Annotated in this window: 27 protein-coding genes; 20 read left to right on the top strand and 7 right to left on the bottom strand. The window is 70.1% G+C overall.

Annotation, left to right across the window (positions count from 1 at the left end; all coding sequences use genetic code 11):
- Nucleotide 1: 1 nt before the first annotated feature.
- The 4 genes from ABZ016_RS11285 (at nucleotide 2) to ABZ016_RS11300 (ending at nucleotide 2,589) form a co-directional block, all read left to right on the top strand.
- A complete protein-coding gene (locus tag ABZ016_RS11285) occupies nucleotides 2–259 on the top strand; it encodes a type B 50S ribosomal protein L31 (protein WP_193483084.1) in 258 nt (85 codons plus the stop codon).
- Nucleotides 260–275: 16 nt separating this feature from the next.
- Nucleotides 276–1,523, top strand: coding sequence for a GTP-binding protein (locus tag ABZ016_RS11290; protein ID WP_356916299.1), 1,248 nt, complete (start codon nucleotides 276–278; stop codon nucleotides 1,521–1,523).
- A 6-nt stretch (nucleotides 1,524–1,529) separates the two neighbouring features.
- Nucleotides 1,530–1,763, top strand: a complete 234-nt coding sequence (gene rpsR / locus ABZ016_RS11295) for a 30S ribosomal protein S18 (RefSeq protein ID WP_356916300.1) — start codon at nucleotides 1,530–1,532, stop codon at nucleotides 1,761–1,763.
- A 583-nt stretch (nucleotides 1,764–2,346) separates the two neighbouring features.
- Entirely contained in the window at nucleotides 2,347–2,589 is a 243-nt protein-coding gene (locus ABZ016_RS11300) for a DUF397 domain-containing protein (RefSeq protein WP_356916301.1), read from the top strand.
- A 92-nt stretch (nucleotides 2,590–2,681) separates the two neighbouring features.
- Here the strand turns inward: ABZ016_RS11300 and ABZ016_RS11305 are convergent, their stop codons facing one another.
- Nucleotides 2,682–3,197, bottom strand: a complete 516-nt coding sequence (locus tag ABZ016_RS11305; protein ID WP_356916302.1) for an ATP-binding protein — start codon at nucleotides 3,195–3,197, stop codon at nucleotides 2,682–2,684.
- Between the two features lie 341 nt (nucleotides 3,198–3,538).
- On the opposite strand from ABZ016_RS11305, the gene ABZ016_RS11310 reads away from it, so the two are divergent.
- The 6 genes from ABZ016_RS11310 (at nucleotide 3,539) to ABZ016_RS11335 (ending at nucleotide 9,045) form a co-directional block, all read left to right on the top strand.
- Nucleotides 3,539–4,363 carry a helix-turn-helix transcriptional regulator gene (locus tag ABZ016_RS11310; protein WP_356916338.1) on the top strand — a complete coding sequence of 275 codons (825 nt, stop codon included), beginning with the start codon at nucleotides 3,539–3,541 and terminating at the stop codon, nucleotides 4,361–4,363.
- A 117-nt stretch (nucleotides 4,364–4,480) separates the two neighbouring features.
- Nucleotides 4,481–5,944 (top strand): aldehyde dehydrogenase family protein, encoded by a 1,464-nt coding sequence (locus ABZ016_RS11315; protein ID WP_356916303.1) that lies wholly within the window; start codon nucleotides 4,481–4,483, stop codon nucleotides 5,942–5,944.
- Between the two features lie 115 nt (nucleotides 5,945–6,059).
- Entirely contained in the window at nucleotides 6,060–6,611 is a 552-nt protein-coding gene (locus tag ABZ016_RS11320; protein WP_356916304.1) for a DinB family protein, read from the top strand.
- Nucleotides 6,612–6,621: 10 nt separating this feature from the next.
- Entirely contained in the window at nucleotides 6,622–7,263 is a 642-nt protein-coding gene (locus ABZ016_RS11325) for a PadR family transcriptional regulator (RefSeq protein WP_356916305.1), read from the top strand.
- Between the two features lie 73 nt (nucleotides 7,264–7,336).
- Nucleotides 7,337–8,287 carry an ATP-binding cassette domain-containing protein gene (locus ABZ016_RS11330; protein WP_356916306.1) on the top strand — a complete coding sequence of 317 codons (951 nt, stop codon included), beginning with the start codon at nucleotides 7,337–7,339 and terminating at the stop codon, nucleotides 8,285–8,287.
- Complete coding sequence (locus ABZ016_RS11335) at nucleotides 8,284–9,045, top strand: ABC transporter permease (protein WP_356916307.1); 762 nt, start codon at nucleotides 8,284–8,286, stop codon at nucleotides 9,043–9,045. Before ABZ016_RS11330 ends, ABZ016_RS11335 begins: the two co-directional genes overlap by 4 nt.
- Here ABZ016_RS11335 and ABZ016_RS11340 read toward each other — a convergent pair.
- Nucleotides 9,042–10,448 (bottom strand): glutamate decarboxylase, encoded by a 1,407-nt coding sequence (locus tag ABZ016_RS11340; RefSeq protein WP_356916308.1) that lies wholly within the window; start codon nucleotides 10,446–10,448, stop codon nucleotides 9,042–9,044. The two genes, ABZ016_RS11335 and ABZ016_RS11340, sit on opposite strands and share 4 nt — an antisense overlap.
- Before the next feature lie 37 nt (nucleotides 10,449–10,485).
- Nucleotides 10,486–11,772: an ion channel protein gene (locus ABZ016_RS11345; protein ID WP_356916309.1), complete on the bottom strand. Its 1,287-nt coding sequence runs from the start codon at nucleotides 11,770–11,772 to the stop codon at nucleotides 10,486–10,488.
- 102 nt (nucleotides 11,773–11,874) lie between these two features.
- Here ABZ016_RS11345 and ABZ016_RS11350 point away from each other — a divergent pair, with 102 nt between their 5' ends.
- From ABZ016_RS11350 to ABZ016_RS11370, 5 genes are all read left to right on the top strand, one after another.
- On the top strand, nucleotides 11,875–12,639 hold the full coding sequence (locus ABZ016_RS11350) for a MerR family transcriptional regulator (protein WP_356916310.1): 765 nt from the start codon (nucleotides 11,875–11,877) through the stop codon (nucleotides 12,637–12,639).
- Nucleotides 12,640–12,927: 288 nt separating this feature from the next.
- Nucleotides 12,928–14,850, top strand: coding sequence for an ABC transporter ATP-binding protein (locus ABZ016_RS11355; protein ID WP_356916311.1), 1,923 nt, complete (start codon nucleotides 12,928–12,930; stop codon nucleotides 14,848–14,850).
- Nucleotides 14,847–16,337, top strand: coding sequence for an NAD(P)/FAD-dependent oxidoreductase (locus ABZ016_RS11360; protein ID WP_356916312.1), 1,491 nt, complete (start codon nucleotides 14,847–14,849; stop codon nucleotides 16,335–16,337). Before ABZ016_RS11355 ends, ABZ016_RS11360 begins: the two co-directional genes overlap by 4 nt.
- 241 nt (nucleotides 16,338–16,578) lie before the next feature.
- Nucleotides 16,579–17,337, top strand: coding sequence for a class I SAM-dependent methyltransferase (locus ABZ016_RS11365; protein ID WP_356916313.1), 759 nt, complete (start codon nucleotides 16,579–16,581; stop codon nucleotides 17,335–17,337).
- On the top strand, nucleotides 17,231–17,728 hold the full coding sequence (locus ABZ016_RS11370) for a helix-turn-helix domain-containing protein (RefSeq protein ID WP_356916314.1): 498 nt from the start codon (nucleotides 17,231–17,233) through the stop codon (nucleotides 17,726–17,728). Before ABZ016_RS11365 ends, ABZ016_RS11370 begins: the two co-directional genes overlap by 107 nt.
- Nucleotides 17,729–17,780: 52 nt before the next feature.
- Here ABZ016_RS11370 and ABZ016_RS11375 read toward each other — a convergent pair whose 3' ends face one another.
- Entirely contained in the window at nucleotides 17,781–17,963 is a 183-nt protein-coding gene (locus ABZ016_RS11375) for a hypothetical protein (RefSeq protein ID WP_356916342.1), read from the bottom strand.
- Between ABZ016_RS11375 and ABZ016_RS11380 the strand changes: the two genes are divergently transcribed.
- The 4 genes from ABZ016_RS11380 (at nucleotide 17,964) to ABZ016_RS11395 (ending at nucleotide 20,727) form a co-directional block, all read left to right on the top strand.
- Complete coding sequence (locus ABZ016_RS11380) at nucleotides 17,964–18,824, top strand: alpha/beta fold hydrolase (RefSeq protein WP_356916339.1); 861 nt, start codon at nucleotides 17,964–17,966, stop codon at nucleotides 18,822–18,824.
- On the top strand, nucleotides 18,821–19,408 hold the full coding sequence (locus tag ABZ016_RS11385) for a hypothetical protein (protein WP_356916315.1): 588 nt from the start codon (nucleotides 18,821–18,823) through the stop codon (nucleotides 19,406–19,408). The genes ABZ016_RS11380 and ABZ016_RS11385 overlap by 4 nt, the downstream gene beginning before the upstream one ends.
- A gap of 137 nt (nucleotides 19,409–19,545) precedes the next feature.
- Nucleotides 19,546–19,719, top strand: a complete 174-nt coding sequence (locus ABZ016_RS11390; protein ID WP_158681081.1) for a linaridin family RiPP — start codon at nucleotides 19,546–19,548, stop codon at nucleotides 19,717–19,719.
- A gap of 141 nt (nucleotides 19,720–19,860) precedes the next feature.
- A complete protein-coding gene (locus ABZ016_RS11395; RefSeq protein ID WP_356916316.1) occupies nucleotides 19,861–20,727 on the top strand; it encodes a hypothetical protein in 867 nt (288 codons plus the stop codon).
- Between the two features lie 82 nt (nucleotides 20,728–20,809).
- On the opposite strand, the gene ABZ016_RS11400 is transcribed toward ABZ016_RS11395, so the two are convergent.
- The gene (locus ABZ016_RS11400) at nucleotides 20,810–21,184 is read right to left on the bottom strand and encodes a YbjQ family protein (protein ID WP_356916317.1); all 375 of its coding nucleotides are present in this window, start codon (nucleotides 21,182–21,184) and stop codon (nucleotides 20,810–20,812) included.
- 136 nt (nucleotides 21,185–21,320) lie between these two features.
- On the opposite strand from ABZ016_RS11400, the gene ABZ016_RS11405 reads away from it, so the two are divergent.
- The gene (locus ABZ016_RS11405; protein WP_356916318.1) at nucleotides 21,321–22,208 is read left to right on the top strand and encodes a VTT domain-containing protein; all 888 of its coding nucleotides are present in this window, start codon (nucleotides 21,321–21,323) and stop codon (nucleotides 22,206–22,208) included.
- 58 nt (nucleotides 22,209–22,266) lie between these two features.
- Here ABZ016_RS11405 and ABZ016_RS11410 read toward each other — a convergent pair whose 3' ends face one another.
- Entirely contained in the window at nucleotides 22,267–23,964 is a 1,698-nt protein-coding gene (locus tag ABZ016_RS11410; protein WP_356916319.1) for a threonine/serine exporter family protein, read from the bottom strand.
- Nucleotides 23,965–24,086: 122 nt separating this feature from the next.
- Entirely contained in the window at nucleotides 24,087–24,578 is a 492-nt protein-coding gene (locus tag ABZ016_RS11415; protein WP_003991985.1) for an inorganic diphosphatase, read from the bottom strand.
- Nucleotides 24,579–24,648: the final 70 nt, after the last annotated feature.

The following is a 24,648-nucleotide window of genomic DNA, read 5'->3' on the forward strand; positions in this document are numbered from 1 at the left end:
CATGCGCGAGGGAATCCACCCGGAGTACGGCCCCGTCGTCTTCCGCGACCGTGCCGCGGACTACGCCTTCCTCACCCGCTCGACTCTGTCGGCCACGACGAGCGAGAAGACGATCGAGTGGGAGGACGGCCACACCTACCCCGTCGTCGACGTCGAGATCTCCGACGTCAGCCACCCCTTCTACACCGGCACCGCCCGCGTCCTGGACACCGCGGGCCGCGTGGAGCGCTTCGAGCGCCGGTACGGAAAGAAGGGCTGACCCCGTGGCTGACCCCATGGCTGCCCCTCCTGGGCTCCCCGTCGTGATCGTCGGCGGGCTGCACGCCGACGCCCGCCGGACGGCCGTGGCGCGGCTCCTCGCCGACGTGCCCGGCAGCGTCGTGCTCCACCACGACCTGGCCACCGCCGCGGCTGGCACCGTCGTACGGACCGTCCAGGACGCCACCGGCGTCCTGGACGCGGATGAGGCGCCGCTCGTCAACGACTGTGCCTGCTGTGCCCTGCGCGAGGACCTGGTGCCGGAGCTGGAGCGGCTCGCGGGGGCCGGGCGGACGCCGCTGGCCGTCGTCGAGCTGTGGGACTCCGTCGAGCCCAAGGCCATGGCCGAGGTCGTCACGGCCGGCGGGTTCACCGTCACCGGGGTGATCACCGCCGTCGACCCGGCCCTGGTACTGCCGTACCTCGGCAACGGCGACGATCTCGCCGACGGCGGTCTCGCCGCCGCCGCCACCGACCAGCGCACGGTCGCCGACACCTTCGCCCGCCAGCTGGAGTACGCCCCCGTCCTCGCGGTCGCCGAGTCCCCGGAGGCCGACGACGAGGACCGCGCACTCCTCGCACAGCTCCACCCGACGGCCCGCCAGGTCCCGATCGGCCCCGACGGCCCGGCGGGCGCGGAGGGCGCGGCGGACGTGCCCGGCGTGTCCGACGCGGTGGAAGCGGCGGCCGACGGCCTGACCGTGCCGCCCCCTCGCCGGCGTCGGCTCCCGCCCCTCGCGCAAGCGGCCCTGGCCGGCTTCGACGTCGAGGCGGCCGCCGCCGCCCAGCACCCGGCCTGCGCCCTGCTGCCCGTGGAGGCCGACGCGCACGGGGTCTCGACGCTGGTCTGGCAGCGGCGCCGCCCCTTCCACCCGGAACGGCTCTACGCCGCCCTGGAGGACCTGACCTGCGCGGCGGCCCGCAGCCGGGGCCGGTTCTGGCTCGCCGACAAGTCCGACACGCTGTTCCACTGGGACGCGGCGGGCGGTGCCCTGTGCGTGGAGAGCGCGGGGCCCTGGCTGGCCTCCCTGCCGGACGCGGCCTGGGAGATGGTCCCGCCGGTGCGCCGCGCCGCCGCCGCGCTGGACTGGCACCCCGAGCACGGGGACCGCGGCCAGCACCTGGTCTTCACCTCGCCCGGCCTCGACCGGGACGGCCTGGAACGGCTGCTGGAGTCCTGCCTGCTGACCGACGCCGAGTACGCCGCCGGGCCGGACGCCTGGCAGCGCCTGCCGCACGCCTTCGACACCCTCCTGGAGGTCTGACCCGCCATGCCCCGCAAGCCCGACCGCAAGCCCGCCAAGGACCGGCCCAACCCCCTGGACCAGGCCGGGATCACCTACGTCGACTACAAGGACACCGACCTGCTGCGGAAGTTCATCTCCGACCGGGGCAAGATCCGCAGCCGCCGTGTCACCCGGGTGTCGTCCCAGCAGCAGCGGCAGCTGGCCCGGGCGATCAAGAACGCGCGCGAGATGGCGCTGCTGCCGTACGCCGCCCGTTGAGCGCGCCTCGTCCGGGTGAGGTTCCCCACGCTTGACGGGTGGGGAACCTCATGCGCGTCGTCCGGTCGGCCGAAGGGCCCTGCCGACCTGCCGTTCAGTCGAGTTGACGGCCCGTCAGGGGCGGGACGGCCGACCCGCCGTCGGGTGATGGTGCGACCCGGGTCCCGTACTCGGGGACGACCTGGCCCTCCACCCTCTGCACCATTTCTCCCTGCTCCCGCCCGTCGCCGCGAGCTTCCGTATAGGTGCAGGCCGGCCCGGCAGCGGACCCGCACCGGCCCACCCTCAGCTCCCGCTTCTCCGGCGCGCTCACCCGCCGTCGCCGCCTTGCGGATGCTCCGCCTCCATCGGACCTCCCCCGAACCCGCCGACTTCGGCGCCGCGCCCCGGGAACGCGAGGCGGCACGGCTCCGTCAAACAGGCAAGAGCTTCGGTAAAGCGGTCGTCAAAGCTGTAACCGCAGGACCACCCCGCGTGCACGTGCATCTGCCCATGCATCTGCACATGAACAGGGCTATGATCCGGGTCAGTTGACCACTGCATCAATGGCCACACCAGCCAGTGCACCACCGGGGAGCGACCTGTGGACCACGACGCGTACAACGGGATGGCTGCCACCAGGCTGCACGATGTGGCCTGGCAGAAGAGCCGGCACAGCAACTCGCAGGGCTCGTGCGTGGAGTTCGCCCGGCTGCCGGGCGGGGACGTGGCCGTACGCAACTCGCGCTTCCCCGACGGCCCCGCGCTGGTCTACACCCGTGCGGAGATCGAGGCCATGCTGCTGGGGGTGAAGGACGGCGAGTTCGACCACCTGGTGGGTGGCTGAAGGCCCGGAGATCCCCGGACAACCGGGGCAATCAGGGACTCAACGTGCTGTAACGCGCGTAGAACCGCGACGCGAGGAAGCGTCGCGGTTTCTCATTCCGCGTGCGGGTCCGAGCCGGTCCGCGGCAGCCGGAACAGCGCCCAGACCACCTTGCCGCTCAGCGCGCCGGCGAGCGGATGCCAGCCCCAGCTGTCGCTGAAGGAGTCGACGAGGAACAGCCCGCGGCCCGACTCGGAGGAGAAGTCGTCGGTCTCCCGGGCGACGGGACTGTCGTGACTGGGATCGCGCACCGCACACACCAGTCGCTCGGTCCACCGCATCAGATGCAGCCGCACGGCGGGCTCGTGACCGTTGCCACCCGGAGCGCTGCCCGGCAGACCGTGCCGCAGGGCGTTGGTGACGAGTTCCGAGACCACGAGGCAGACGTCGTCGAAGCTGTCGCCCATGTCCCACTGGTCGAGGGTTCCGCGGGTGAACCGCCGCGCCTCGCGCACCGCTTCGTAGCGGGCGGGCAGGGCGCAGGAGGCGGCGTCGGACACGGCCGCGGGATCCAGCGGCGGAAGGCCCTGCCGTAACGGCTCGAGCATGGTCGATCCATTCGTCCCCATGCGAGGCACTCCCGGGAATTCGCGGTCGGTGCGATGCGGCGGTGGTGCGAGACCATGGTTTCGGATGCGTACAGCAGATGCAAGGGCAGATGCACGTGCACGTGACCGGAATGAGATGTCCCGTACCGCTTGTTGGCCAATTTTTCCCCGTCTTCGCGCTCAACTCCGGCCGTTTGCCCGCCCCTTTCTTCCTTCCGCGCGCGAGCGTCCGCGGGCCCGATTCCGTTTCCGTAACCGGACGAGTACTGCTCGGAGTGATTTAGTGGCAGACTTCGGCCCCTAAGACGTTGGGGAGGCTGGCGAACGTGAGCGCGGGAGAGCCGGGATCGGTGGTGCGGCGCATGCTGCTCGGATCACAACTCAGGCGTCTGCGTGAGGCGCGGGGCATCACGCGCGAGGCGGCGGGCTACTCGATCCGCGCCTCCGAGTCGAAGATCAGCCGGATGGAGTTGGGCCGGGTGAGCTTCAAGACCAGGGACGTCGAGGATCTGCTGACGCTGTACGGCATCACGGACGAGCAGGAGCGCGCCTCCCTGCTGTCGCTGGCCAAGGAGGCCAACGTCGCGGGCTGGTGGCACAGTTACTCCGACGTGCTGCCCAGCTGGTTCCCGACCTACGTCGGCCTGGAGGGCGCCGCCTCGCTGATCCGGGCCTACGAGGTGCAGTTCGTGCACGGCCTGCTGCAGACCGAGGCGTACGCCCACGCGGTGGTCCGGCGGGGCATGCAGGGCGCGAGCGAGGCCGACGTCGAACGGCGGGTGGCGCTGCGGCTGGAGCGGCAGAAACACCTGGTCGCCGAGAGCGCGCCGGACTTCCACATCATCCTGGACGAGGCCGCCCTGCGCCGCCCCTACGGCGACCGCGAGGTGATGCGCGGTCAGCTCCAGCACCTCATCGAGATCTCCGAGCGGCCCAACGTCCGCCTCCAGATCGTGCCGTTCAGCCTCGGCGGCCACTCCGGCGAAAGTGGCGCGTTCACGATCCTCAGCTTCCCGGAGTCCGACCTGTCGGACGTCGTCTACCTGGAGCAGCTCACCAGCGCGCTGTACCTGGACAAGCCCGAGGACGTCGCCCAGTACGAGAAGGCGCTCAAGGAGCTCCAGCGCGACAGCCCGGGCCCCTCGGAGAGCCGGGACCTTCTCCGAGGGCTCCTCCAACTCTCCTGATCCTGACGGCAACTCTCCCGAAGGCCTCCTCCAACTCGTCCGGAACGCAAGTACGATGACGTGTGATCAGATCGTGAAGGCGCGATCAGAGGTCTGCCAGGGATCGAGGGATCACACATGTCGCCGTCCTACTTCACCGACCTTGCACAGCAGTACATCGACGGTGAGTGGCGCCCGGGTACCGGTTCCTGGGACATCATCGACTTCAACCCGTACGACGACGAGAAGCTCGCGTCGATCACCATAGCCACGGCCGACGAGGTCGATCAGGCGTACCGGGCGGCCGCCCGCGCCCAGAAGCAGTGGGCGGCGACCAACCCCTACGCCCGTCGCGCGGTCTTCGAGAAGGCCCTGAGGCTCATCGAGGAGCGCGAGGCGGAGATCTCCGAGGCCATCATCGCCGAGCTCGGCGGCACACGTCTGAAGGCCGCCTTCGAGCTGCACCTCGCCAAGGAGTTCCTCCGCGAGGCGGTGCATCTGGCGCTGGCCCCCGAGGGCCGGATCATCCCCTCGCCGGTGGACGGCAAGGAGAACCGCGTCTACCGCGTGCCGGTCGGTGTGGTGGGCGTGATCAGCCCCTTCAACTTCCCGTTCCTGCTGTCGATCAAGTCCGTCGCCCCGGCGCTCGCGCTCGGCAACGCCGTGGTGCTCAAGCCGCACCAGAACACGCCGGTCGTCGGCGGCTCCCTGGTCGCGAAGATCTTCGAGGACGCGGGGCTGCCCGGCGGTCTGCTGAACGTCGTCATCACCGACATCGCGGAGATCGGCGACGCCTTCATCGAGCACCCGGTCCCCAAGGTCATCTCCTTCACCGGCTCCGACCAGGTCGGCCGGCACGTGGCGACCGTCTGCGCCCGGCAGTTCAAGCGGTCCGTGCTCGAACTGGGCGGCAACAGCGCGCTGGTGGTCCTGGACGACGCCGACCTCGACTACGCGGTCGACGCCGCGGTCTTCAGCCGGTACGTCCACCAGGGCCAGGTCTGCATGGCCGCCAACCGCGTCCTGGTGGACCGTTCGGTCGCGGACGCCTTCACCGAGAAGTTCGTCGCCAAGGTGAGGACCCTCAAGGCGGGCGACCCGCGTGACCCGGAGACCGTCATCGGCCCGGTCATCAACTCCTCGCAGGCGGACGCCGTCTCCGGTGTGGTCGAGCAGGCCCTCGCCGAGGGCGCCACGGCCCTGGTGCGCGGTGGCCGGACCGACAACCTCGTCGAGCCGTCCGTGCTGACCGGCGTCCCCGCCGACTCGGCGCTGCTGCGGCAGGAGGTCTTCGGACCGGTGGTCTTCCTCGTCCCGTTCGACGGTGAGGAGGAGGCCGTGGCCATGGTCAACGACTCGCCGTACGGCCTGAGCGGCGCCGTCCACACCGGGAACGTGGAGCGGGGCGTCGCCTTCGCCAAGCAGATCGACACGGGCATGTTCCACGTGAACGACGGCACCGTCCACGACGAGCCGATCGTCCCCTTCGGCGGCGAGAAGCACTCCGGCCTCGGCCGGCTGAACGGCGAGACGATGCTGGACTCCTTCACCACGACCAAGTGGATCTCGGTGCAGCACGGCCGCAGCGGGTTCCCGTTCTAGCCGTTCCGGCCTCGTACGGCACGGCGGGCCCTTGCGGACAGAATCTGACCGCAAGGGCCCGTAGCTTCGTCGGTGTCAGGGGGAGACGCCCCCGGTCCGGCGAAAGGCGGCGGTCATGGTCACTCACGTTCCCGCGGAGGCACACGGCGACGAGCGCGGAGCGCTTCTGTCCTTCATCGCCGAGCAGCGCGGTGGCCTCCGGCGGGCGGTGCTCGGGCTGACGGACGAGCAGGCCTCGTCGCGGCCGAGCGCCAGCGAGCTGTCTCTCGCCGGGTTGGTCAAGCATGTCGCCGAGGTCGAGCAGATGTGGATCTCCCTGGCCAAGGGCGAGCCGCCGGCCGTCGTGCGGGACCAGAGCAACTGGCACGAGTGCTTCCGGCTGGTCGAGGGCGAGACCGTCGAGTCACAGCTGGCCTACTGGGAGAAGGTGGCCGCCGAGACGGAGGCGTACATCCGCTCGGTGCCCAGCCTCGACGACACCTTCGCGCTGCCGGCCCAGCCTTGGTTCCCGCCGGACGGCCGGGTCTCCCACCGCTGGCTCTGCCTCCACCTGATCCGCGAGACGGCCCGGCACGCCGGCCACGCCGACATCGTCCGCGAGTCGCTGGACGGCAGGACGGCCTTCGAGCTCGTGGCCGAGGAACAGCAGGTGACGGCCGGGTCATAACCTGGACCGCATGTCAGCGATCCGTCTCCTCGTGCTCGGCGCGGTCCGTATGCACGGCCGCGCCCACGGCTACCAGGTGCGCAACGACCTGGAGTACTGGGGTGCGCACGAGTGGTCCAACGCCAAGCCCGGCTCGATCTACCACGCCCTGAAGCAGATGGCGAAGCAGGGGCTGCTGCACGCGCACGAGATCGCCCCGTCCACGGCGGGCGGCCCGCCGCGCACGGAGTACGAGATCACCGAGCAGGGGACCGAGGAGTACTACCGGCTGCTGCGCGAGGCGCTGGTCACCTATGACCAGCGCGGGGACGTGAAGACGGCCGCCGTCGGCTTCGTCGTCGACCTGCCGCGGGCCGAGGCCGTCGCGCTGCTGAAGGAGCGGACCCTGCGGATCGAGCAGTGGCGGGCCGCCGTCCTCGAGCACTACGTCCCCGAGGAGGGGCCCGGACAGCTCGGTCACATCGGCGAGATCATGAACATGTGGGTCCACACGGCCGACTCCGAGGGGGAGTGGACCCGCGGTCTGATCGAGCGCATCGAGGGCGGCGCCTACACCTTCGCGGACGAGGGCGATCCGTTCGTCGGCGTCCTGGCCGATGACGAGGAGAACCCGTACGGGACCGGAGAGCGGCACCCGGAGGACGGCCGCTAATCAAATTTGACGAATGAAGGCGGCGGGCTTACTTTCGTGGCTGTAGTCAAGTTTGACTAACGAGGGAGGCTCAGTGGCCGACGCGGCGATCACCGTCGAAGGCGCGGAGAAGAAGTACGGCGGCAAGAAGGCGCTGGACGGGCTCGACCTGCGGGTCGCGCGCGGCACGGTGCACGGAGTGCTCGGTCCGAACGGAGCGGGCAAGACCACCCTGGTCCGGGTCCTGTCCACGCTGCTGCGGCCGGACGCGGGCCGGATCGAGGTGGCCGGACACGACGTGCTGAGCCAGGCCTACGCGGTGCGCCTGCGCATCGGCCTGCTCGGCCAGCACGCAGCACTGGACGAGGAACTCGGCGGCCGGCAGAACCTGGAACTGTTCGGCCGGCTGCACCACCTGGGCGCGAGGCGGGCACGCACGCGTGCCGACGAGCTCCTGGAGCGTTTCGGCCTGGCCGACACGGGCCGCAAGGCGGTCCGGCAGTACAGCGGCGGCATGCGGCGCCGGCTCGACCTCGCGGCCTCCCTGATCACCGAACCGGAGGTGCTCTTCCTGGACGAGCCGACCACCGGCCTCGACCCGCGGGGCCGCGCCGAGGTGTGGGACTCCGTCCGCTCCCTGGTCGGCGGCGGTACGACGGTCCTGCTCACCACGCAGTACCTGGAGGAGGCCGACCAGCTCGCCGACCGTATCTCGGTCGTCGACGCCGGCCGCGTCATCGCCGAGGGCACGGCGGACGAGCTGAAGGCGCGGATCGGCGGTGACCGCATCGACGTGGTCCTGCGCCACGCCGGTCAACTGAGCGACGCCGTCGCCCTGTTGCCCCTCACGGGGATCAGCGTCGACGCCGACCGCCGTCTGCTGAGCGCCCCGGTGACCGACCGCATGGAGGCGCTCTCCGGGGTCGTACGAACCCTTCAGGAGTCCGGTATCGAGGCCGAGGACGTCGCCCTGCGGCGCCCGACGCTGGACGAGGTGTTCCTGCACCTGACCGGAGACGACCGCCGAGTGAAGGAGGCCGTGTGACCGCCTACGCCCTGACCGACTCCTGGACCATGACCCGCCGGGAGCTCGCCCGCTGGGGGCGGCAGCCGGTCCAGCTGGTCGTCAACCTCGTGTTCCCGGTGATGCTGCTGCTCATGTTCGGCTACCTGGTCGGCGGTGGCCGGGGGGTGAGCGGGGAGTACCGCGACTACCTGATCCCGGGCATGCTCGCGCTCACCATGGCATTCGGCCTCGAGGGCACGATGCTCGCCGTCACGCAGGACCTCAACAAGGGCGTGATCGACCGCTTCCGCTCGATGCCGATGGCCAACGGGGCAGTGCTGGTGGGCCGTTCGGCCGCCGACATGCTCCAGTCGGCGATGGCCCTGGCGGTGCTGATCGGAGTGGGCGCCGCGCTCGGCTGGCGGCCCGGCGGCGGCCCGGCGGCGCTCCTCGGAGCCGTGGGCCTGCTGCTGCTGTTCCGTTTCGCCATGCTCTGGATCGGCATCCACCTGGCACTGGTGGCCGGGAAACCGGAAATGGTCCAGGCCGTGCAGATCCTGGTCTGGCCGGTCGGCTTCCTCTCCAACGCCCTGGCCACCCCCGGCTCCATGCCCGGCTGGCTGGGCACGGTCGTCGAGTGGAACCCGATGTCCCACACGGCCACGGCCGTACGGGACCTGTTCCGCGTGCCCGGCGCGGAGTCCGGGCACGCGTGGGCGGCGGTGATCTGGCCCCTGGCCCTGCTGGCGGTGTTCTTCCCGCTGGCGGTACGGAGGTTCGGGCGGCTGAGCCGCTAGTGGTGGAACCCGGTGGCCGCGCTCTTGTCCCGGATCAGGGAGTGCGGCTGCCGGCGCAGCTCCGGCAGGAGCCGTTCCAGGTCCTCGGTGAGCAGCTCGGCGAGGTCGGCGGAGAAGCCGTTGCGGCACACCACCCGCAGCACGGACAGGTCCTGGCGGTTGGCCGGGAAGGTGTAGGCGGGCACCAGCCAGCCGTTCTCGCGCAGCCGCCGGGAGAGGTCGAAGACGTCGTACGCCGTCACGTCCGGCGCGGTCGTGAAGGCGAACACCGGCAGCTGGTCGCCCCGGGTCAGCAGCCGGAAGTCGCCGAGCGCCTCGATCCGCGCGGCCATGCCCGTGGCCACGTCCCGCGCGGCCTGCTGGACGGCCCGGTAGCCGTCCCGGCCCAGCCGCAGGAACGTGTAGTACTGCGCCACGACCTGCGCGCCCGGCCGGGAGAAGTTCAGCGCGAACGTCGGCATGTCACCGCCCAGGTAGTTCACCCGGAACACCAGCTCCTCCGGCAGCGCCTCCGCGTCCCGCCACAGCGCCCAGCCGACGCCCGGGTAGACCAGGCCGTACTTGTGCCCCGAGGTGTTGATCGACGCCACCCTCGGCAGCCGGAAGTCCCACACCAGGTCCTCGTCGAGGAACGGCGCGACCATGGCGCCGGACGCCCCGTCCACGTGCACCGGGACGTCCAGCCCGGTCCGCTCCTGCAGCGCGTCCAGCGCCGCGCACAGGTCCGCGATCGGCTCGTAGGACCCGTCGAAGGTCGAGCCCAGGATCCCGACGACCCCGATGGTGTTCTCGTCGCACAGCTCGGTCGCGGCCTGCGGGTCCAGGTGGAACCGCTCGCCCTCCATGGGGACCAGGCGGGCCTCGACCTCCCAGAAGTTGCAGAACTTCTCCCAGCAGACCTGCACGTTCACGCCCATCACCAGATTGGGCCGGGCCCCCGGGTACCGGTCGGCGTTGCGCCGCGCCCACCGCCGTTTCAGCGCCATCCCGGCCAGCATGCACGCCTCGCTCGACCCGGTCGTCGAACACCCGACGGCGGTCGCCGGGTCGGGGGCGTTCCACAGGTCGGCGAGCATCGCCACGCACCGCCGCTCGAGCTCGGCGGTGCGCGGGTACTCGTCCTTGTCGATCATGTTCTTGTCGCGGCACTCCGCCATCAGCAGCCCGGCCTCCGGCTCCATCCAGGTGGTGACGAAGGTGGCGAGGTTCAGCCGCGCGTTGCCGTCGAGCATCAGCTCGTCGCGCACCAGCTGGTGGGCGGTGGCCGGCGCGATGGGCTGGTCCGGGAGCCGGTGCGTGGGCGGGGCCTCGGTCATGTCGCCGAGCGGGTTGGCGGGGCCGTAGAAGGGGTTGACGGACATCCGGCGCTCGCCGGACTGACGGGGGCCTTCGTGGAGCGGCAAGGGAGCCTCCAGGGTCGGTTCGGTGGGAAAGGGGAAGTCATCGGACCGGCCTCCCGTCCTGCCGCAGCTGCATCTGCGGCCGGCCCGTCACCAGCAGCCAGGCCGGCAGCGAGGCGATGCAGAGCAGGGTGATGACCACGGGCTCGGCGACCAGCACCGCGGCGACGAAGAGGCTGAGCCAGCCCTGCCGGGTGATGGCCAGCAGCACTCCGAGCACACCGGCGGACACGCCCACCGAGGGATGCACCCCGGACACCAGGGCGTGCGCGCACAGGCCGAGGGCGGTGCCGACGAACACGGCCGGGAAGATCCGCCCGCCGCGAAAACCGCAGGACGCGGCGACGAGCAGGGCGGCGAGTTTCACCACCGTCATGACGGCGAACTCCCCGGCCGACCAGCCGTTCGGGTCGTGCGCCAGTGTGGCGGTCTCGTCGAGCCCCTTGAACAACGTCAGATGGCCGCCCAGGGCCGCGAGGCAGCCCAGCACGATGCCGCCGGCGGGGAGCATCAGCATCGGGTGCCGCAGCCGGCGGAAGGCACCGTGCACGAAGGGGAAGGCGTACACGGCGCACAGGGTGAGCAGTGCGCCCACCGAGGCGACCACGACCGCCGCCGCCAGGTCGCCCCAACCGGGACGCCCGAAGGACGGCAGGCCCAGGTCGAAGCTCGGGCGGTCGAGGAGGATCACGGTCAGGGAACCGGCAGCCGCGGCGGTCAGGGGCGCGAACACGTTGTCCCACAACTGGCCGCGCATCGTCCGCCCGGCCAGCGCCTCGGAGATCACCAGGGCGGCCGCCACCGGCGTGCCGAACAGCGCGCCGATGGTCCCCGTCTCGGCCAGGACCGGCCAGATCCGGCCCGGCGCGCGGGGAAGGGCCCTGGCGCCCAGCCAGACCGCCAGGCCGATGTTCACGGTGATGACCGGGTTCTCGGGGCCGAGGCTGGGCCCACCGGCCAGCATCAGCGCGGCCGCCAGCAGCAGCCCCGGCAGCACCGCGGGCGGCAGGACGGGAGCGTTCAGACCGACGGTGGCGGGATCCGGGCCCGCGTGTCCCGGCACCTTCCACACCACAAGACCGACCGCGACTCCGGTGGCGAAGAGCACCGCGAACATCCACGCCACCGAGTACCGGCCGACCCCGAGCGCGTCCGGCACGGTCTGCCACAGCACGTCCTCGAGGTGCTCGGCGGCGACTTCCACCCCGATCAGGAGCAGGCTGGAGATCACACCCACGGCGACGGCGGGCACGATCGACGGCAGCAGGGTGCGGGCGGGTGTCGCGGGGGCGACGGAGGGTGCCTGCTGCGCGGAGTCCTGGACCACGGGCTCACGATAAACGGACAAATGATGACAAACGGGAGACACGCTTGCACCTCACGTGGCGTGAGGCCCGACCGTGGAGCGCGTACCGAGAAGGGAGCGGAAGTGAGCTACTCCGTGGGACAGGTCGCGGGCTTCGCCGGCGTCACGGTGCGCACGCTGCACCACTACGACGACATCGGCCTGCTCGTCCCGAGCGAACGCAGCCACGCGGGGCACCGGCGTTACAGCGACACCGACCTCGACCGGCTGCAGCAGGTCCTGTTCTACCGGCAGCTCGGCTTCCCGCTCGAGGAGGTCGCCGCCCTGCTCGACGACCCGGACGCGGACCCGCGCGCACACCTGCGCCGCCAGCACGAACTGCTGACCGCCCGGATCGAGAAGCTGCGGAAGATGGCGGAGGCCGTGGAGCACGCCATGGAGGCACGGAAGATGGGCATCAACCTGACGCCGGAGGAGAAGTTCGAGGTGTTCGGGGACAAGGACCCCGAACAGTACGCCGAGGAGGCGGAACAGCGCTGGGGCGGCACCGAGGAGTACGCCGAGTCCCAGCGCCGCGTCGCCCGCTACACCAAGGAGGACTGGAATCGCATCCAGGCCGAGATGGCCGACTGGGGGGAGCGCTACGACGCCCTGATGACCGCCGGCGAGCCGCCGGCCGCCGAGACGGCCATGGACATGGCCGAGGAACACCGGCAGCACATCTGCCGCTGGTACTACGAGTGCTCGTACGAGATCCACACGGGCCTCGGCGAGATGTACGTCTCCGACGAACGCTTCAAGGCGTTCTACGACCAGATGCGCCCGGGTCTCGCCGAGCACCTGAAGGACGCGATCGCCGCGAACGCGGACCGCCACCGCGCCGGGTGAGGACGCACGTAAGAGGTCACGTAAGAGGTCACGTAAGAAGTCACGTAAGAAGTCACGTAAGAAGTCAGGTAAGAAGGCGAGCTTTTAACTTGCGCGGGTCCGCTCGCCTCTTCCCGCACTGCGACGGCCACCCGCTCACCGGTCAATTTACTCATAACTTTAGGCCGGACCTGCGTGTTAGCTTCGAGCGTCTTGACGACGGGACTCGTGCCGCAGAGCCGTATTCACGGCGTGTGCTGATGCGCGGTGGCCGTCGGCAAAGCGGGGGGAGCGCTTGTGGCGAGTCACGTGAAAAACGCGAGCCCGGAATCGGGGGGCCCGCACGGCGCGGCGTCGGTCGCGAGCGTCGCCAGAGCGCACACCGGGCTGTTGCTCACCGGCGTGCTGCTCGGCCTGCTGGGGGTGGGCGCCTCACTCGCCCAGCCCTGGGCCATCGGCAACCTGATCGAGGCGGCGGGCGGCGGAGCCTCGATGACCGGCCCCGTCGCCCAGCTCGTCGGTCTCTTCTGCGCGGGCGCCCTCTTCTCCTCGCTCCAGGCCTACGTCATCGGGCGGGCCGGGGAGAACATCGTCTTCGACGTCCGTCAGATCCTGGTCGGACGGCTGCTGCGCGCCGATCTCACCGCGTTCGGGAAAGAGTCCCAGGGCGACATCTTCACCCGCACGGTCACCGACACCTCCCTGGCGAGAATCGCCCTGGCCCAGAGCCTCGCCCAGCTGATCGTCAGCGGCGCCACCGTCATCGGCGGCATCGTGCTGATGTTCCTCATCGACCTGTGGCTGATGGTCATCACCATGAGCTGCCTGGGAGCCGCCAGCGTCGTCTCCGTCACGCTCGCCCGGAAGCTGCGCAAGGCCGCTCTGCAGAACCGGGACGACACCGGCGCCTTCGCCGGCGGCATCCAGCGCGTGCTCTCCGCACTGCCCACGGTCAAGGCGTCCCGCGCCGAGTCCCGTGAGGCCGCCCGCATCGGCGAACTGGCCGCGAGGACGCGGCGCTCGGGCATCCGGGTCAACTCCTACAACGCCCTGCTGATGCCGTCCATGAACGTCGGTACGCAGGGCGCCCTGGCCGTCGTCGTGGGCGTCGGGATGTCCTGGGTGGCCCGCGGCGAGATGGACATGGCCAGTCTGACCACGTTCATCATGTACCTGTTCCAGCTGGTGTCGCCGCTGGTGATGCTCTTCATGGGCGTGGGCCAGCTCGTCCAGGGCCGGGCCGCCATCCAGCGGGTGGACGAGCTCGCCCGCCTGCCCCAGGAGGGCGACGCACCGGCCGGCGCGGCGGGCCCCGCGTTCCTCGGGCAACTGGCCCCGCACTGGCCCGCGGTCGAGTTCCACGACGTGCGCTTCGGCTACCGGCGAGGGAGGCAGGGCGAGCGGACGCCGGTCCTCGACGGCGTCTCGTTCAGCGTGCCGACGCGTGGCTTGACGGCGGTGGTCGGGCCCTCGGGCGCGGGCAAGACCACCATGTTCCAGCTGATCGAACGCTTCTACCCGGTCGACGGCGGACTCGTCCGGCTCGGCGGGCAGAACGTCGAGGCGCTGCCCCTCGACACGGTCCGCGGACTGGTGGGCTACGTCCAGCAGGACAGCACGGCCCTGCGCGGCACCATCCGGGAGAACCTGACCTACGCCAATCCCCATGCCGGTGACGACGCCATTCGCGAGGCGGTGGAGATGGCCGGCCTCACCTCGGTGATCGCCCAGCTCCCGCACGGCCTCGACACCGAACTCGGCGACCAGGGCAGCGGGTTGTCCGGTGGACAGCGCCAGCGCCTGTGCATCGCCCGCACGCTGCTCCAGCAGCCCGCGGTCATGCTGCTGGACGAGGCCACCTCCAACCTGGACTCCGACTCGGAGCGGGACTTCCGCGAGGTGCTGCGCCGGGTCTCCCGGCGGTGCGCGGTCATCGCCATCGCCCACCGCATCTCCACGGTGATCGACGCCGACCAGATCGTGGTGATGGAAGGGGGCAGAGTCCGGGCCACCGGCGTCCACCACGACCTGATGGAGCGTGACGAGCTCTACCGGCGCCTCGCCGGCTCGCAACTGCACGCCGAACCCGGCCCCGTCGCCCCCACGCCCCGTCCGCGACCGGTGGAGCCCTGGGCGCCCCCGCCCTCCATCGCCGTCGGCTGGCCGTCGTACGCCGGGCTCACCGAGCAGACGTTGCAGCTTCGGCCCATCACGAGTGAGGAGCAGTGGTGAGCACCACCGACGTCGCCATCGTGGGCACCGGACCCAACGGCCTCGCGGCCGGGGTGGTCCTGGCCCGTGCCGGACTGCGCGTGGAACTGCACGAGGCGGCCGAGACCATCGGGGGAGGGCTGCGCACCGCTTCGCTCTTCGACTCCGGCGTGGAGCACGACATCTGCTCCGCCGTCCACCCCATGGCCGCCGCCTCGCCCTTCTTCCGCGCGTTCGGCCTGCCGGCCCGCGGGGTCGAACTCCTGCAGCCCGAGATCAGCTACGCCCATCCGCTGGACGGGCGCCCTGCCGCCCTGGCCCACCGCTCGCTGGACAAGACCTGCGAGCACCTGGGCGCCGACGGGCCCGGCTGGCGCCGGCTGATGGGCCCGCTGCTGGAGCGCAGCGAAGCGGTCGTCGACCTCGTCCTCTCCGACTTGCGCAGGCTGCCGCGGGATCCCGTGGCGGCCCTGCGGCTGGCGAGCCGGGTGGCGGTCCACGCCAGTGGGCTCGGCGCGGCACGCTTCCGGGGCGAGGAGGCGCCCGCCCTGCTCACCGGTGTGGCCGCGCACGCGGTCGGCAAGCTGCCGAGCGTGGCGTCCGCGGGGGTGGCCATGCTGCTGGGCCATCTGGCGCACGGCACGGGATGGCCGCTGCCGCGCGGTGGCAGCGGCCGGATCGCGCAGGCGCTGGCCGAGGACATCACGGCGCACGGCGGTGTCTTCCACACCGGGCACCACGTGACGGACCTCGCCGAACTGAGCGGCGCACGCGCGGTGTTGCTCGACACCAGCCCCAAGGGCCTGCTGGCCCTCGCGGGCGGCCGGCTGCCCCGCGCCTACGCACGCGGTCTGGAGCGGTACCGCTACGGTCCGGGCGCCGCCAAGGTCGACTTCCTGGTCTCCGAGCCGATTCCCTGGACCGACCCGGCGGTCGGCCGCGCCGGGACCGTGCATCTGGGCGGCACCCACGCCGAGATGGTGCGGCAGGAGACGGCGAACGCCCGCGGAGTGCGGACCGGGGACCCGTTCGTCCTCGTGGTGGACCCGGCGGCGGTCGACCCCGGGCGTGCCCTGCCCGGCAAGCGCCCGGTGTGGGCGTACGCGCACGTGCCGAACGGCGACCCGACCGACCCCTACGACCTGGTCCGGGCGCGTATCGAGCGCTACGCCCCCGGGTTCGGGGACACCGTGATCGCCCACCGCTCCGTCGCCGCCGCCGCGTACGAGGACTACAACCCCAACTACGTCGGCGGGGACATCGGTTCGGGAGCGATGACGCTGTATCAGACGATCGCGCGGCCCGTACCGCGCCTCGACCCCTACCGGACCCCGCTGCCCGGAGTCTTCCTGTGCTCCTCGGCCACGCCACCGGGGCCCAGTGTGCACGGAATGTCTGGATACCTGTCCGCACTATCCGCTCTCCGCCATTGTTTCGGGATATATGACGCACCCGACTTGGCGCACGACCCGTCACGTGAATTCGGGAACCGCTCCGGCCTGGTGTGACGAATTCCCGCCCGGAAATCCATGGAACTGCTCATATCCCGTTTGGTACGGTGTAGGTAACGAAGTCTCCCCACGGGCTCCGTTGAGGCGTTACCGCGATGATGGCTGACTAACCACGCGGGCGGTTGCGGAGCTTTCCGCGACCGATGCAGCCGGCATTTCGTCATGCCCGGTTCCGGCTCCTCGGCTTCATGACGCTCCCATCGGTGTGTCCCTGGGGACAGCGCTAGGGGGAATATCTGTGGATACCGGAGTCGACGACATAGGCTACGGCAGACAGTTCGAAGGCTGGTACGACCGGCTCATCCCGGACGACCGGCTGACCGCCGAAGCCGTAAAGGGGCTGCAAGCCCGCCACCCCGCCCCCGAGGCGGGAACCCTTGAATTCGGAGTCGGCACCGGGCGGATCGCCATCCCGCTCTCCCGGAGTGTCGGCCATGTGACCGGCGTGGACTCCTCTCCCGAGATGCTGGACGCGCTGCGCGTCAAGCTGAAGGACGGCGGAGACGTCACCCCGGTGCACGGGGACATACGCGACTACACCTCGGAATCCCGCTACGGAATGGTGTATTCCGTATGCGCGACCCTGTCGTGCCTCACCACGCCCGAGGACCAGCAGCGGGCCGTCCAGTGCGCGGCCGACCTCCTGGTCCCCGGCGGCCGGCTGGTCATCGAGACGCACAACAAGCCGGCGATCGTGCGCCTCCACGAGGGCCTGACCCGCACCACCTACTTCGTCCCCTACCCCGAGCCGGGGACGGGCGTGCAGACCCACTCCACCCTGCTCGACGGCGGTCTGTGGCAGTGCTCGCACATCCTGTACCAGAGCGACGGCACCACCAGGGTCGGCAACGAACTCACCCGGCTGACCACGCCGGACGACGTCGACGGCTATGCCCGCGCCGCCGGGCTGGAGCCCGAGGCCCGCATGTCCCGCTGGGACGGCACCCCATACAGCGAACAGGCACCCCTGTTCATGTGCTGCTACGTCAAACCCTGAGCGCACTACACACTGCACACGGTTGGCTATAAGGGGGTTGCACGTGGGGCGTCCGCCAGTACTTCCGGTAGACAAGAAACTCGGCCTGGTCGTCAGAGTGATGAGCGGTGAGCTCACAGCGGCAGAAGCAGCGCGGGAAGCAGGAGTGTCCGAGCAGTCGGTGTCGAACTGGCGCAGACAGTTTATTGAGGGCGGCCGTAACGGCCTGGCCGGCGAAGGCGGAAGAGACACCGAAGAAGCGTCCCGGATGGCCGAACTGGCCAAAGAAAACGCGATGCTGAAGACAACGATCGGTGAACTCTACCTGGAACTGCGGAAGTACGGCCGGAGCTCGGCTGTTCGCCCGCCGCAGCAGCGTGGCAGGGTCCGCCCGGGGCGGCTGGTCAATTAACTCATTAATTGAGCCCGGCATCACCTGTTAGTGTTTCGGGCAGACAGTCACTTCACATCACGGGGGAGGGAATGTGGCGTCTCTGGAGCGCCAGTTTGCCGTCGGCATTGCTGGATTGGCCGGCGCAAGCCTTCTGACCGGTGCAGTAACTCGATTCACCGGTAAACGCGAGCGTGCGCGTCGCTATCAGCTGCACGAACGGCCGGACGGCAGCCTCGTCGAGGTCGATGTTCATATTCCTCCGCAGGCACAGCGCGCCGTTCTGCTGGACAACGGAATGGGCGCACCCCAGGAATACTGGGACTGGGTGTGCGGCGCACTTCCCGCGGACATGGGATACGTGCGGTTCAACCGCCCCGGCTACGGACTAAGCACGCCCGGCACGCGCTACGGCCTGGAGGCGCACTTCGAGCTGGTGCAGGAGCTGCGCGACACCTACATCGCCGGCCTTCCGGTCGTCCTGGCGGGTCACTCCCTGGGCGGGTACTTCGTCGCGGCCTACGCGTCGCTGCACCCGGACGCGGTGCGGGGCGTGACCCACGTGGTCATGATCGACGCCACCGAAGTGGTCAGCCTGCGCCACGCCCGCCGAACCGACGTCGACCGCTGGTCCCACCAGCGGATGATGATGGAGCAGGTGTTCGCCGCCACGGGGCTCTCGGTCTTCCGCCCCGCCATGAACGCGCACCAGCAGTACCGCCCGGACATCAACCGGAGCTACCGGGCGTTCCTGGCCACCCCCCACACGTGGGCCACGGCCCACCAGGAGTACCGGGACGCCCAGACCTATCCGGAACTGACCCGGCTGGACTGCCCGTTGACCGTCGTCACGGCGGAGAACAACATCGGCGACAACACCCTGCACGCCGGGATCCAGGCCAGGCTGGCCGTCATCTCCGAGCGGAGCCGGCACCACTTCGTCGCCGGCTCCGACCACGAGTCCCTGCTCTCCGTGCGCAAGCACGCCGAGGAGGTGGCGGAACTGATCGTCGGCGAACCGCCCTCCGAGTCGCTCGGGACGTCGTGGCGGCCGTCCACCAAGGTGCGCCGAGCCGCCGCCGAGAGCGTCGCCGAACGGGAGGAGGAACCGGCGTGATCACGAAGATGAACACCGAACGGGTGAAGACCGCCGCCGTCACCACGTCACTGGCCGCATGGCTGATCGCGACGGCCGTGGCACAGATCCCCGAGCAGCGCTTCGACGGTCTGCTGCACCGCGGGAAGCTGCGCATCCCGACCCCGAACTGGCGCTTCTTCGGGCCCAACCCCGGCGTCAAGGACAACCACCTGCTCTACCGCGACCTCACGGACGGCAAGCCCGGCGAGTGGACGGAAGTCCCGATCGTCCAGGACCGGCCGTGGTACGCACTGGCCTGGAACGCCCGCAACCGGAGCCCCAAGGCCCTGTTCGACGCCACCCAGCACGCCCTCGCCCACGCGGTCGCCTTCGGATCGGCGGTCCTCCCCGTGACGACGGCGACCGGATACCGGCTGCTGGGGCGCCACATCCAGCTCCACCTGCCGCACGCCGAGGGCGCCACGCACAGCCAGTTCATGCTGCTGCACTCGTACCCCACGAGCCCGGAGGACCGGCACATCGAACCCGTCTTCGTCTCCATGGAATTCCCCCTGGAGGGAGACGTCACCCCCGCTGAAGCGCCATCGCGCATCGCCGCGTAGCGAGTAGACCGACCCTCTCGACTGGAAGCTGCGAGCTCACTCGGCACCGCGTGCCGCGTGAGTCCGCGCCCTCCCGCCGAACGGCTGGAGAACTCGCTCTGCGAATCCCTTACAGAAAGAGGACAACAATGTCTGTTGTGGCTGATTTCGCCAACACCGAGCTTGCCGACGTCACCCCGGGCCGCATCGGCAACGACGCGACCCCGACCATGCTCACCCCGCTGGCCGCCCTCGCCACCCCGGAGGGCGTCGCGGTGACCGCCGCGACCGCTTACGCCCTGAACGAGGTCACGAACGACCTCGCCGGCTGAACAACGGGCCGGCAGGCGATGCTGACCGGCATCGCTAGCTCCGTTCGATGAAAGCGGCGGCACGGTACGCCCGATACGCATACCGTGCCGCCGTTTGCCGTATCCACCGTACTCGCATCACACCAACGGGAGCACCCATCCATGTTCCTCAGCGCTCCACCCGAGGTCACGGCACGCCGAGTGGCTTCGCTGGGCACGCTGGTCTCCGCACTGGAAATGCTGAGCCAGACGCGTAAGTTCGAAGAGGGCGAAATGCTGAGCGGCCAACTGGCCAACATGCGCCCCAAATTCGCCAAGCGCTTTCCCCGGCTGACGCGCGCCCTCGAGTCCAAGAAGGCCGCCGTCGCCCTGTACGGGGTACAGGCGGGTGCTTCCGCCGCCACGCTGATCTGGGCCCACAAGCGCGGAGTACGCACGGCCGGCAGTGCCGTCCTGGCGGTGACGGGCGCGGCCGGGCGGCTGCGCACCCCCTTCGGCGGGGACGGTGCCGACCAGCTTCAGCAAGTGATCAACGTCGTCCTCGCCTCGACCGGCACCTTCAAGGACGGCGAGAAGGCCCGCGACGTGGCCATGCGCGCGCTGGCCCTGGAGACGACCATCTCCTACGTCGCCTCCGGCGTGGTCAAGCTCGTGTCCCCGGTGTGGCTCAGCGGAGAGGCGTTCAGCGGAGTCATCCGCACGCGCAACTACGGTGACCAGCGCGTCTACCGGCTGGTGCACAAGTACCCCACCGTGGGCAAGCTCGTGACCTGGGGAACGATCGCGGCGGAGGTCTCCTTCCCGCTGGTCTTCGTCCTGCCCAAGCCCGCGGCGAAGGCGTTCCTCGGCTCGATGACACTGTTCCACCTCGGCATCGGCCAGTTCATGGGCCTCAACCGCTTCGTGCTGGCCTTCGGCGCCACCCACCCGGCGCTTCTCTACGTCTTCGGCGAGAGCGACAAGCGGGCGGCCGAACTGGCCGGGAAGACCCTCGCGGCCATCGCCCCCGCGGCAGCGGCCGCCAAGTAACACAGGTGTACGGACGAGTGCGGCGAGCCGGACTCCCACGAAGCACCCGGTGGGGCTCCGGCCACCGCGGGAAAAGACCGGGTCACCCCGTCTGCACGGGCTCGAGCACCACGGCCGTCCCGTACGCGCACACCTCCGTGCCCACGTCCGCCGCCTCGGTCACGTCGAAGCGGAACGCGAGCACACCGTTGGCACCCCGTGCGCGTGCCTGCTCGACGAGTCGCTCCATGGCCTGGTTGCGGGTCTGCACGAGAGTCTTGGTGAGCCCGCGCAGCTCACCGCCGACCATCGACTTCAGCCCGGCACCGATCTGGCTCCCCAGGTGCCGGGAGCGCACGGTCAGGCCGAAGATTTCGCCGACCACCTCACGCACGCGATAGCCGGGTACGTCGTTCGTCGTGACGACGAGGACGTCGGGCCGGGGGCCCTGTCCGCCGCCGTATTCATCGATGCCCATGGTTCTCAGCTTTGACCGGGACCGCGCACAGTGCATCCTGAGTACGCCCGTGGAACCTGGGCCATGACGGCTGCGTTGATACTTTGAAGCAGCCAGCCCCAGCCCGTATCCCCCCAGCAGCAGGAGCCACATCCCCGTGACCACGCTTGCGCTCGGCCCCGAGTGGCTCAGCCCGGACTATCTGATCTCCACGTTCAGCCTGCCCGGGATCCTGCTCATCGTCTTCGCCGAGTCGGGACTCTTCGCGTTCCTGCCCGGCGACTCGCTGCTGTTCACCGCGGGGCTCTTCGTCGCCGAGGGCACCTACATCACCCAGCCGCTGTGGCTGGTCTGCACGCTGATCGTGCTCGCCGCCGTCGTCGGTGACCAGGTGGGCTACATGATCGGCAAGTTCCTGGGCCCGAAGCTCTTCAGCCGGCCGAACTCCAAGCTCTTCAAGCAGGAGAACCTGGACAAGGCCCACGAGTTCATGGAGAAGTACGGCCCCAAGGCGATCGTCCTGGCCCGCTTCGTCCCCATCGTGCGCACCTTCGCCCCCATCGTGGCCGGCGCCGGCCGTATGAAGTACCGCACGTTCCTCACGTACAACGTCATCGGCGGCATCGCCTGGGGCACCGGCGTCACCCTCGCGGGCTACTGGCTCGGCCAGATCGGCTTCATCAAGAAGAACGTCGAGGCGATCCTCGTCCTGATCGTCCTGATCTCCGTCGTCCCGATCCTCATCGAGTACCTGCGCGAACGCTCGAAGAAGAAGCGCGCGGCGGCCCAGGCCCCGGCACAGGCGCAGCAGCCCCCCATGATGGACGACGCCACCACCCAGCTCCGCCGCATCACCCCCGACACCCAGCCGCCCCACCAGCAGCAGCCGCAGCAGCAGCCGTACGGCAACCAGAACGGCTACAACGACCAGCAGTACAACGACCAGCAGTACAACGACCAGCAGTACTACAACCAGTACCCGCAGGCCCCGGGCTACGGCCAGCAGCAGAACAGCGGCCAGTACCCGCACAACAACGGCTACTGAGCGGACCTGCTTCTCAGGGGCGCGGGGCTCACAGCCCCGACCCCACAGGCAAAGGGCGCTAGAACCCCCTGGTCCGCTTGGCGGCCCGCCGCTTCTCCGCAGACCCGATCCGCAGGAACATCCGCGAGATCTCGGACCCCAGATTCACCCCGATGGCGATGGCCATGGCCAGCGCCACCGCCTTGGACAGCGACACCAACCCCTCGTCCACCTCGCTCTGCGCGATCGCCAGCAGCCCGAAGTACGTCGCGGAACCCGGCAGCAACGGCCCGATCGCCGCGGTCGTGTACGGCAGGGCGGAAGCGAACTGGTACCGGGACAGCAACTGCCCGAACAACCCCACCAGCCCGGCAGCGGCGGCCGTGGACGCCACCGGCGAGATGTCCCCCGCGTAGTGCATCGCGCCGTACACGACCCAGGCGACACCGCCGTTCAGCGTCACCCACATCACGGTGGATCGTTCCTGCTGGAGCAGCACCGCGAACGCCAGTGACAGCAGCATCGACGCGCCGATCATCATCACCGGGTCGTCGGAGGCCCCGAGCGCCTGGTCGGGGTTGAGCCGCGCGCCCAGCTGCACGCCGAAGTACAGCACCAGCAGCACACCGGCGACGATGCCCACGAAGAAGTACAGGACCTCCAGCAGCCGCGCCGACGCGGTGATGTAGAAACCGGTCAGCCCGTCCTGCACGCCCGCGACCAGCGCCCGCCCGGGCAGCAGCGCGAACAGCCCACCGGTGATGACCGCGGAGGCCTTGACGTCGACGTGGCCCACCGTCAGCGCGACCCCGATCGCGGCCGGCGGCATCGCGGCCACCGTGAACTGGTAGAACTCCGGCAGCCCACGCCCCGCGCACAGCCACGCCAGCCGGTCCCCGAGCATCGCGCCGAGCGCCGCCGCCACGAAGACGAGCAGGTCGCCGCCGACCAGCACGGAGGCCGCACCCGCCAGCGCCCCGCTCGCCACGGTCAGCGCCCAGCCGGGGTAGGGGTGCCGGTTACGGCGGATCTCCGCCAGCCGCCGGTAGGCCTCCTCCAGGGAGACCGCCGTCTCCTCGTCGCTGAGGTCGTCCACCAGCTGGTACACGGCCGCCAGCCGGGTGTAGTCGGTGCCCCGGCGCCGCACGGTCCGGGACGCCGTGACCGGGTCGTCGACGAGCGAGGGCTGGTACGAGATCGCCAGCAGCGTGAAGGTGACGTTCGGCTCGCAGCGGTCCAGGCCGTACGACCGGCAGACGGCGAACATGGCCGCCTCCACGTCCTCGGCGCCCTCACCGCCCGCCAGCAGCAGCTCGCCGATACGCAGCGTCAGGTCGAGCACGCGCGGCACGGCCGGCCCCGCGTCGTCGGTGTGCCGCTGACTCGGCTCCGGCGCCGGCCGCTCCGCCACCGGCATGCGCAGCATGGTGCGCATCCGGTCCTGCCACGGCACGTCCTTGGTCAGACTGACCACGGGGATCCCGCTCGGCGGCGTGAACGCCGACGGCGGGTACTTCGAGCTGTACGTGCTCGGCGGCGTGAACGCCGAACCCTCGGACTCCGCCGAGGGCGCGTGCGACACGTCCAGCCCGTCCGGCACGGCGAACTCGGACGTCGTCTCGGACTCCGGAACGGCCCCCCGGCGGGGGGCGAGTCCCTCGGGGATCGCGAACTCCGACGTGGTCGACATGTCCCCGTCGACGGCGGTCCCGGCCGGAGGCAGGAACCCACTCCTCGCCTCGTCCGACTTCGGCTTGCGGTCCTCCGCGTCCGTCACTGCCTGGCGCTCCCTGTACGACACGTCAGCCTCGTACCCCCCACAGCCTCAGTATGCGCACACACGGACGAACGGGCCGCACGCGTACACGTGCGGCCCATCGGCATCAGGGGAGAGTCGGTTCAGTGGCCGCCCTGCTCCTTGAAACGCTTGTAGGACCGCTCGATCTCGGCCTCCGCGTCCGTACGGCCCACCCAGTTGGCGCCCTCGACCGACTTGCCGGGCTCCAGGTCCTTGTAGACCTCGAAGAAGTGCTGGATCTCCAGGCGGTCGAACTCCGACACGTGGTGGATGTCCCGCAGGTGCTCCACACGCGGGTCGTGGGCCGGAACGCACAGCAGCTTGTCGTCGCCGCCGGCCTCGTCCGTCATACGGAACATGCCGATGGCCCGGCACTGGATGAGGCAGCCCGGGAAGGTCGGCTCGTCCAGGATGACCAGCGCGTCCAGCGGGTCGCCGTCCTCGCCGAGCGTGTTCTCGACGAAGCCGTAGTCGGCCGGGTAGCTGGTCGAGGTGAAGAGTCGCCGGTCCAGGCGGATACGACCGGTCTCGTGGTCCACCTCGTACTTGTTGCGCGAACCCTTCGGAATCTCGATCGTGACGTCGAACTCCACCGGTGGCTCCTCCATGATCAACACATAGTTCTGGTGGTTAAGTGTCCCTCACGCAGGTGTGTGATCGCGA

Source organism: Streptomyces sp. NPDC006372, assembly GCF_040612515.1.
Taxonomy (GTDB): Bacteria; Actinomycetota; Actinomycetes; order Streptomycetales; family Streptomycetaceae; genus Streptomyces.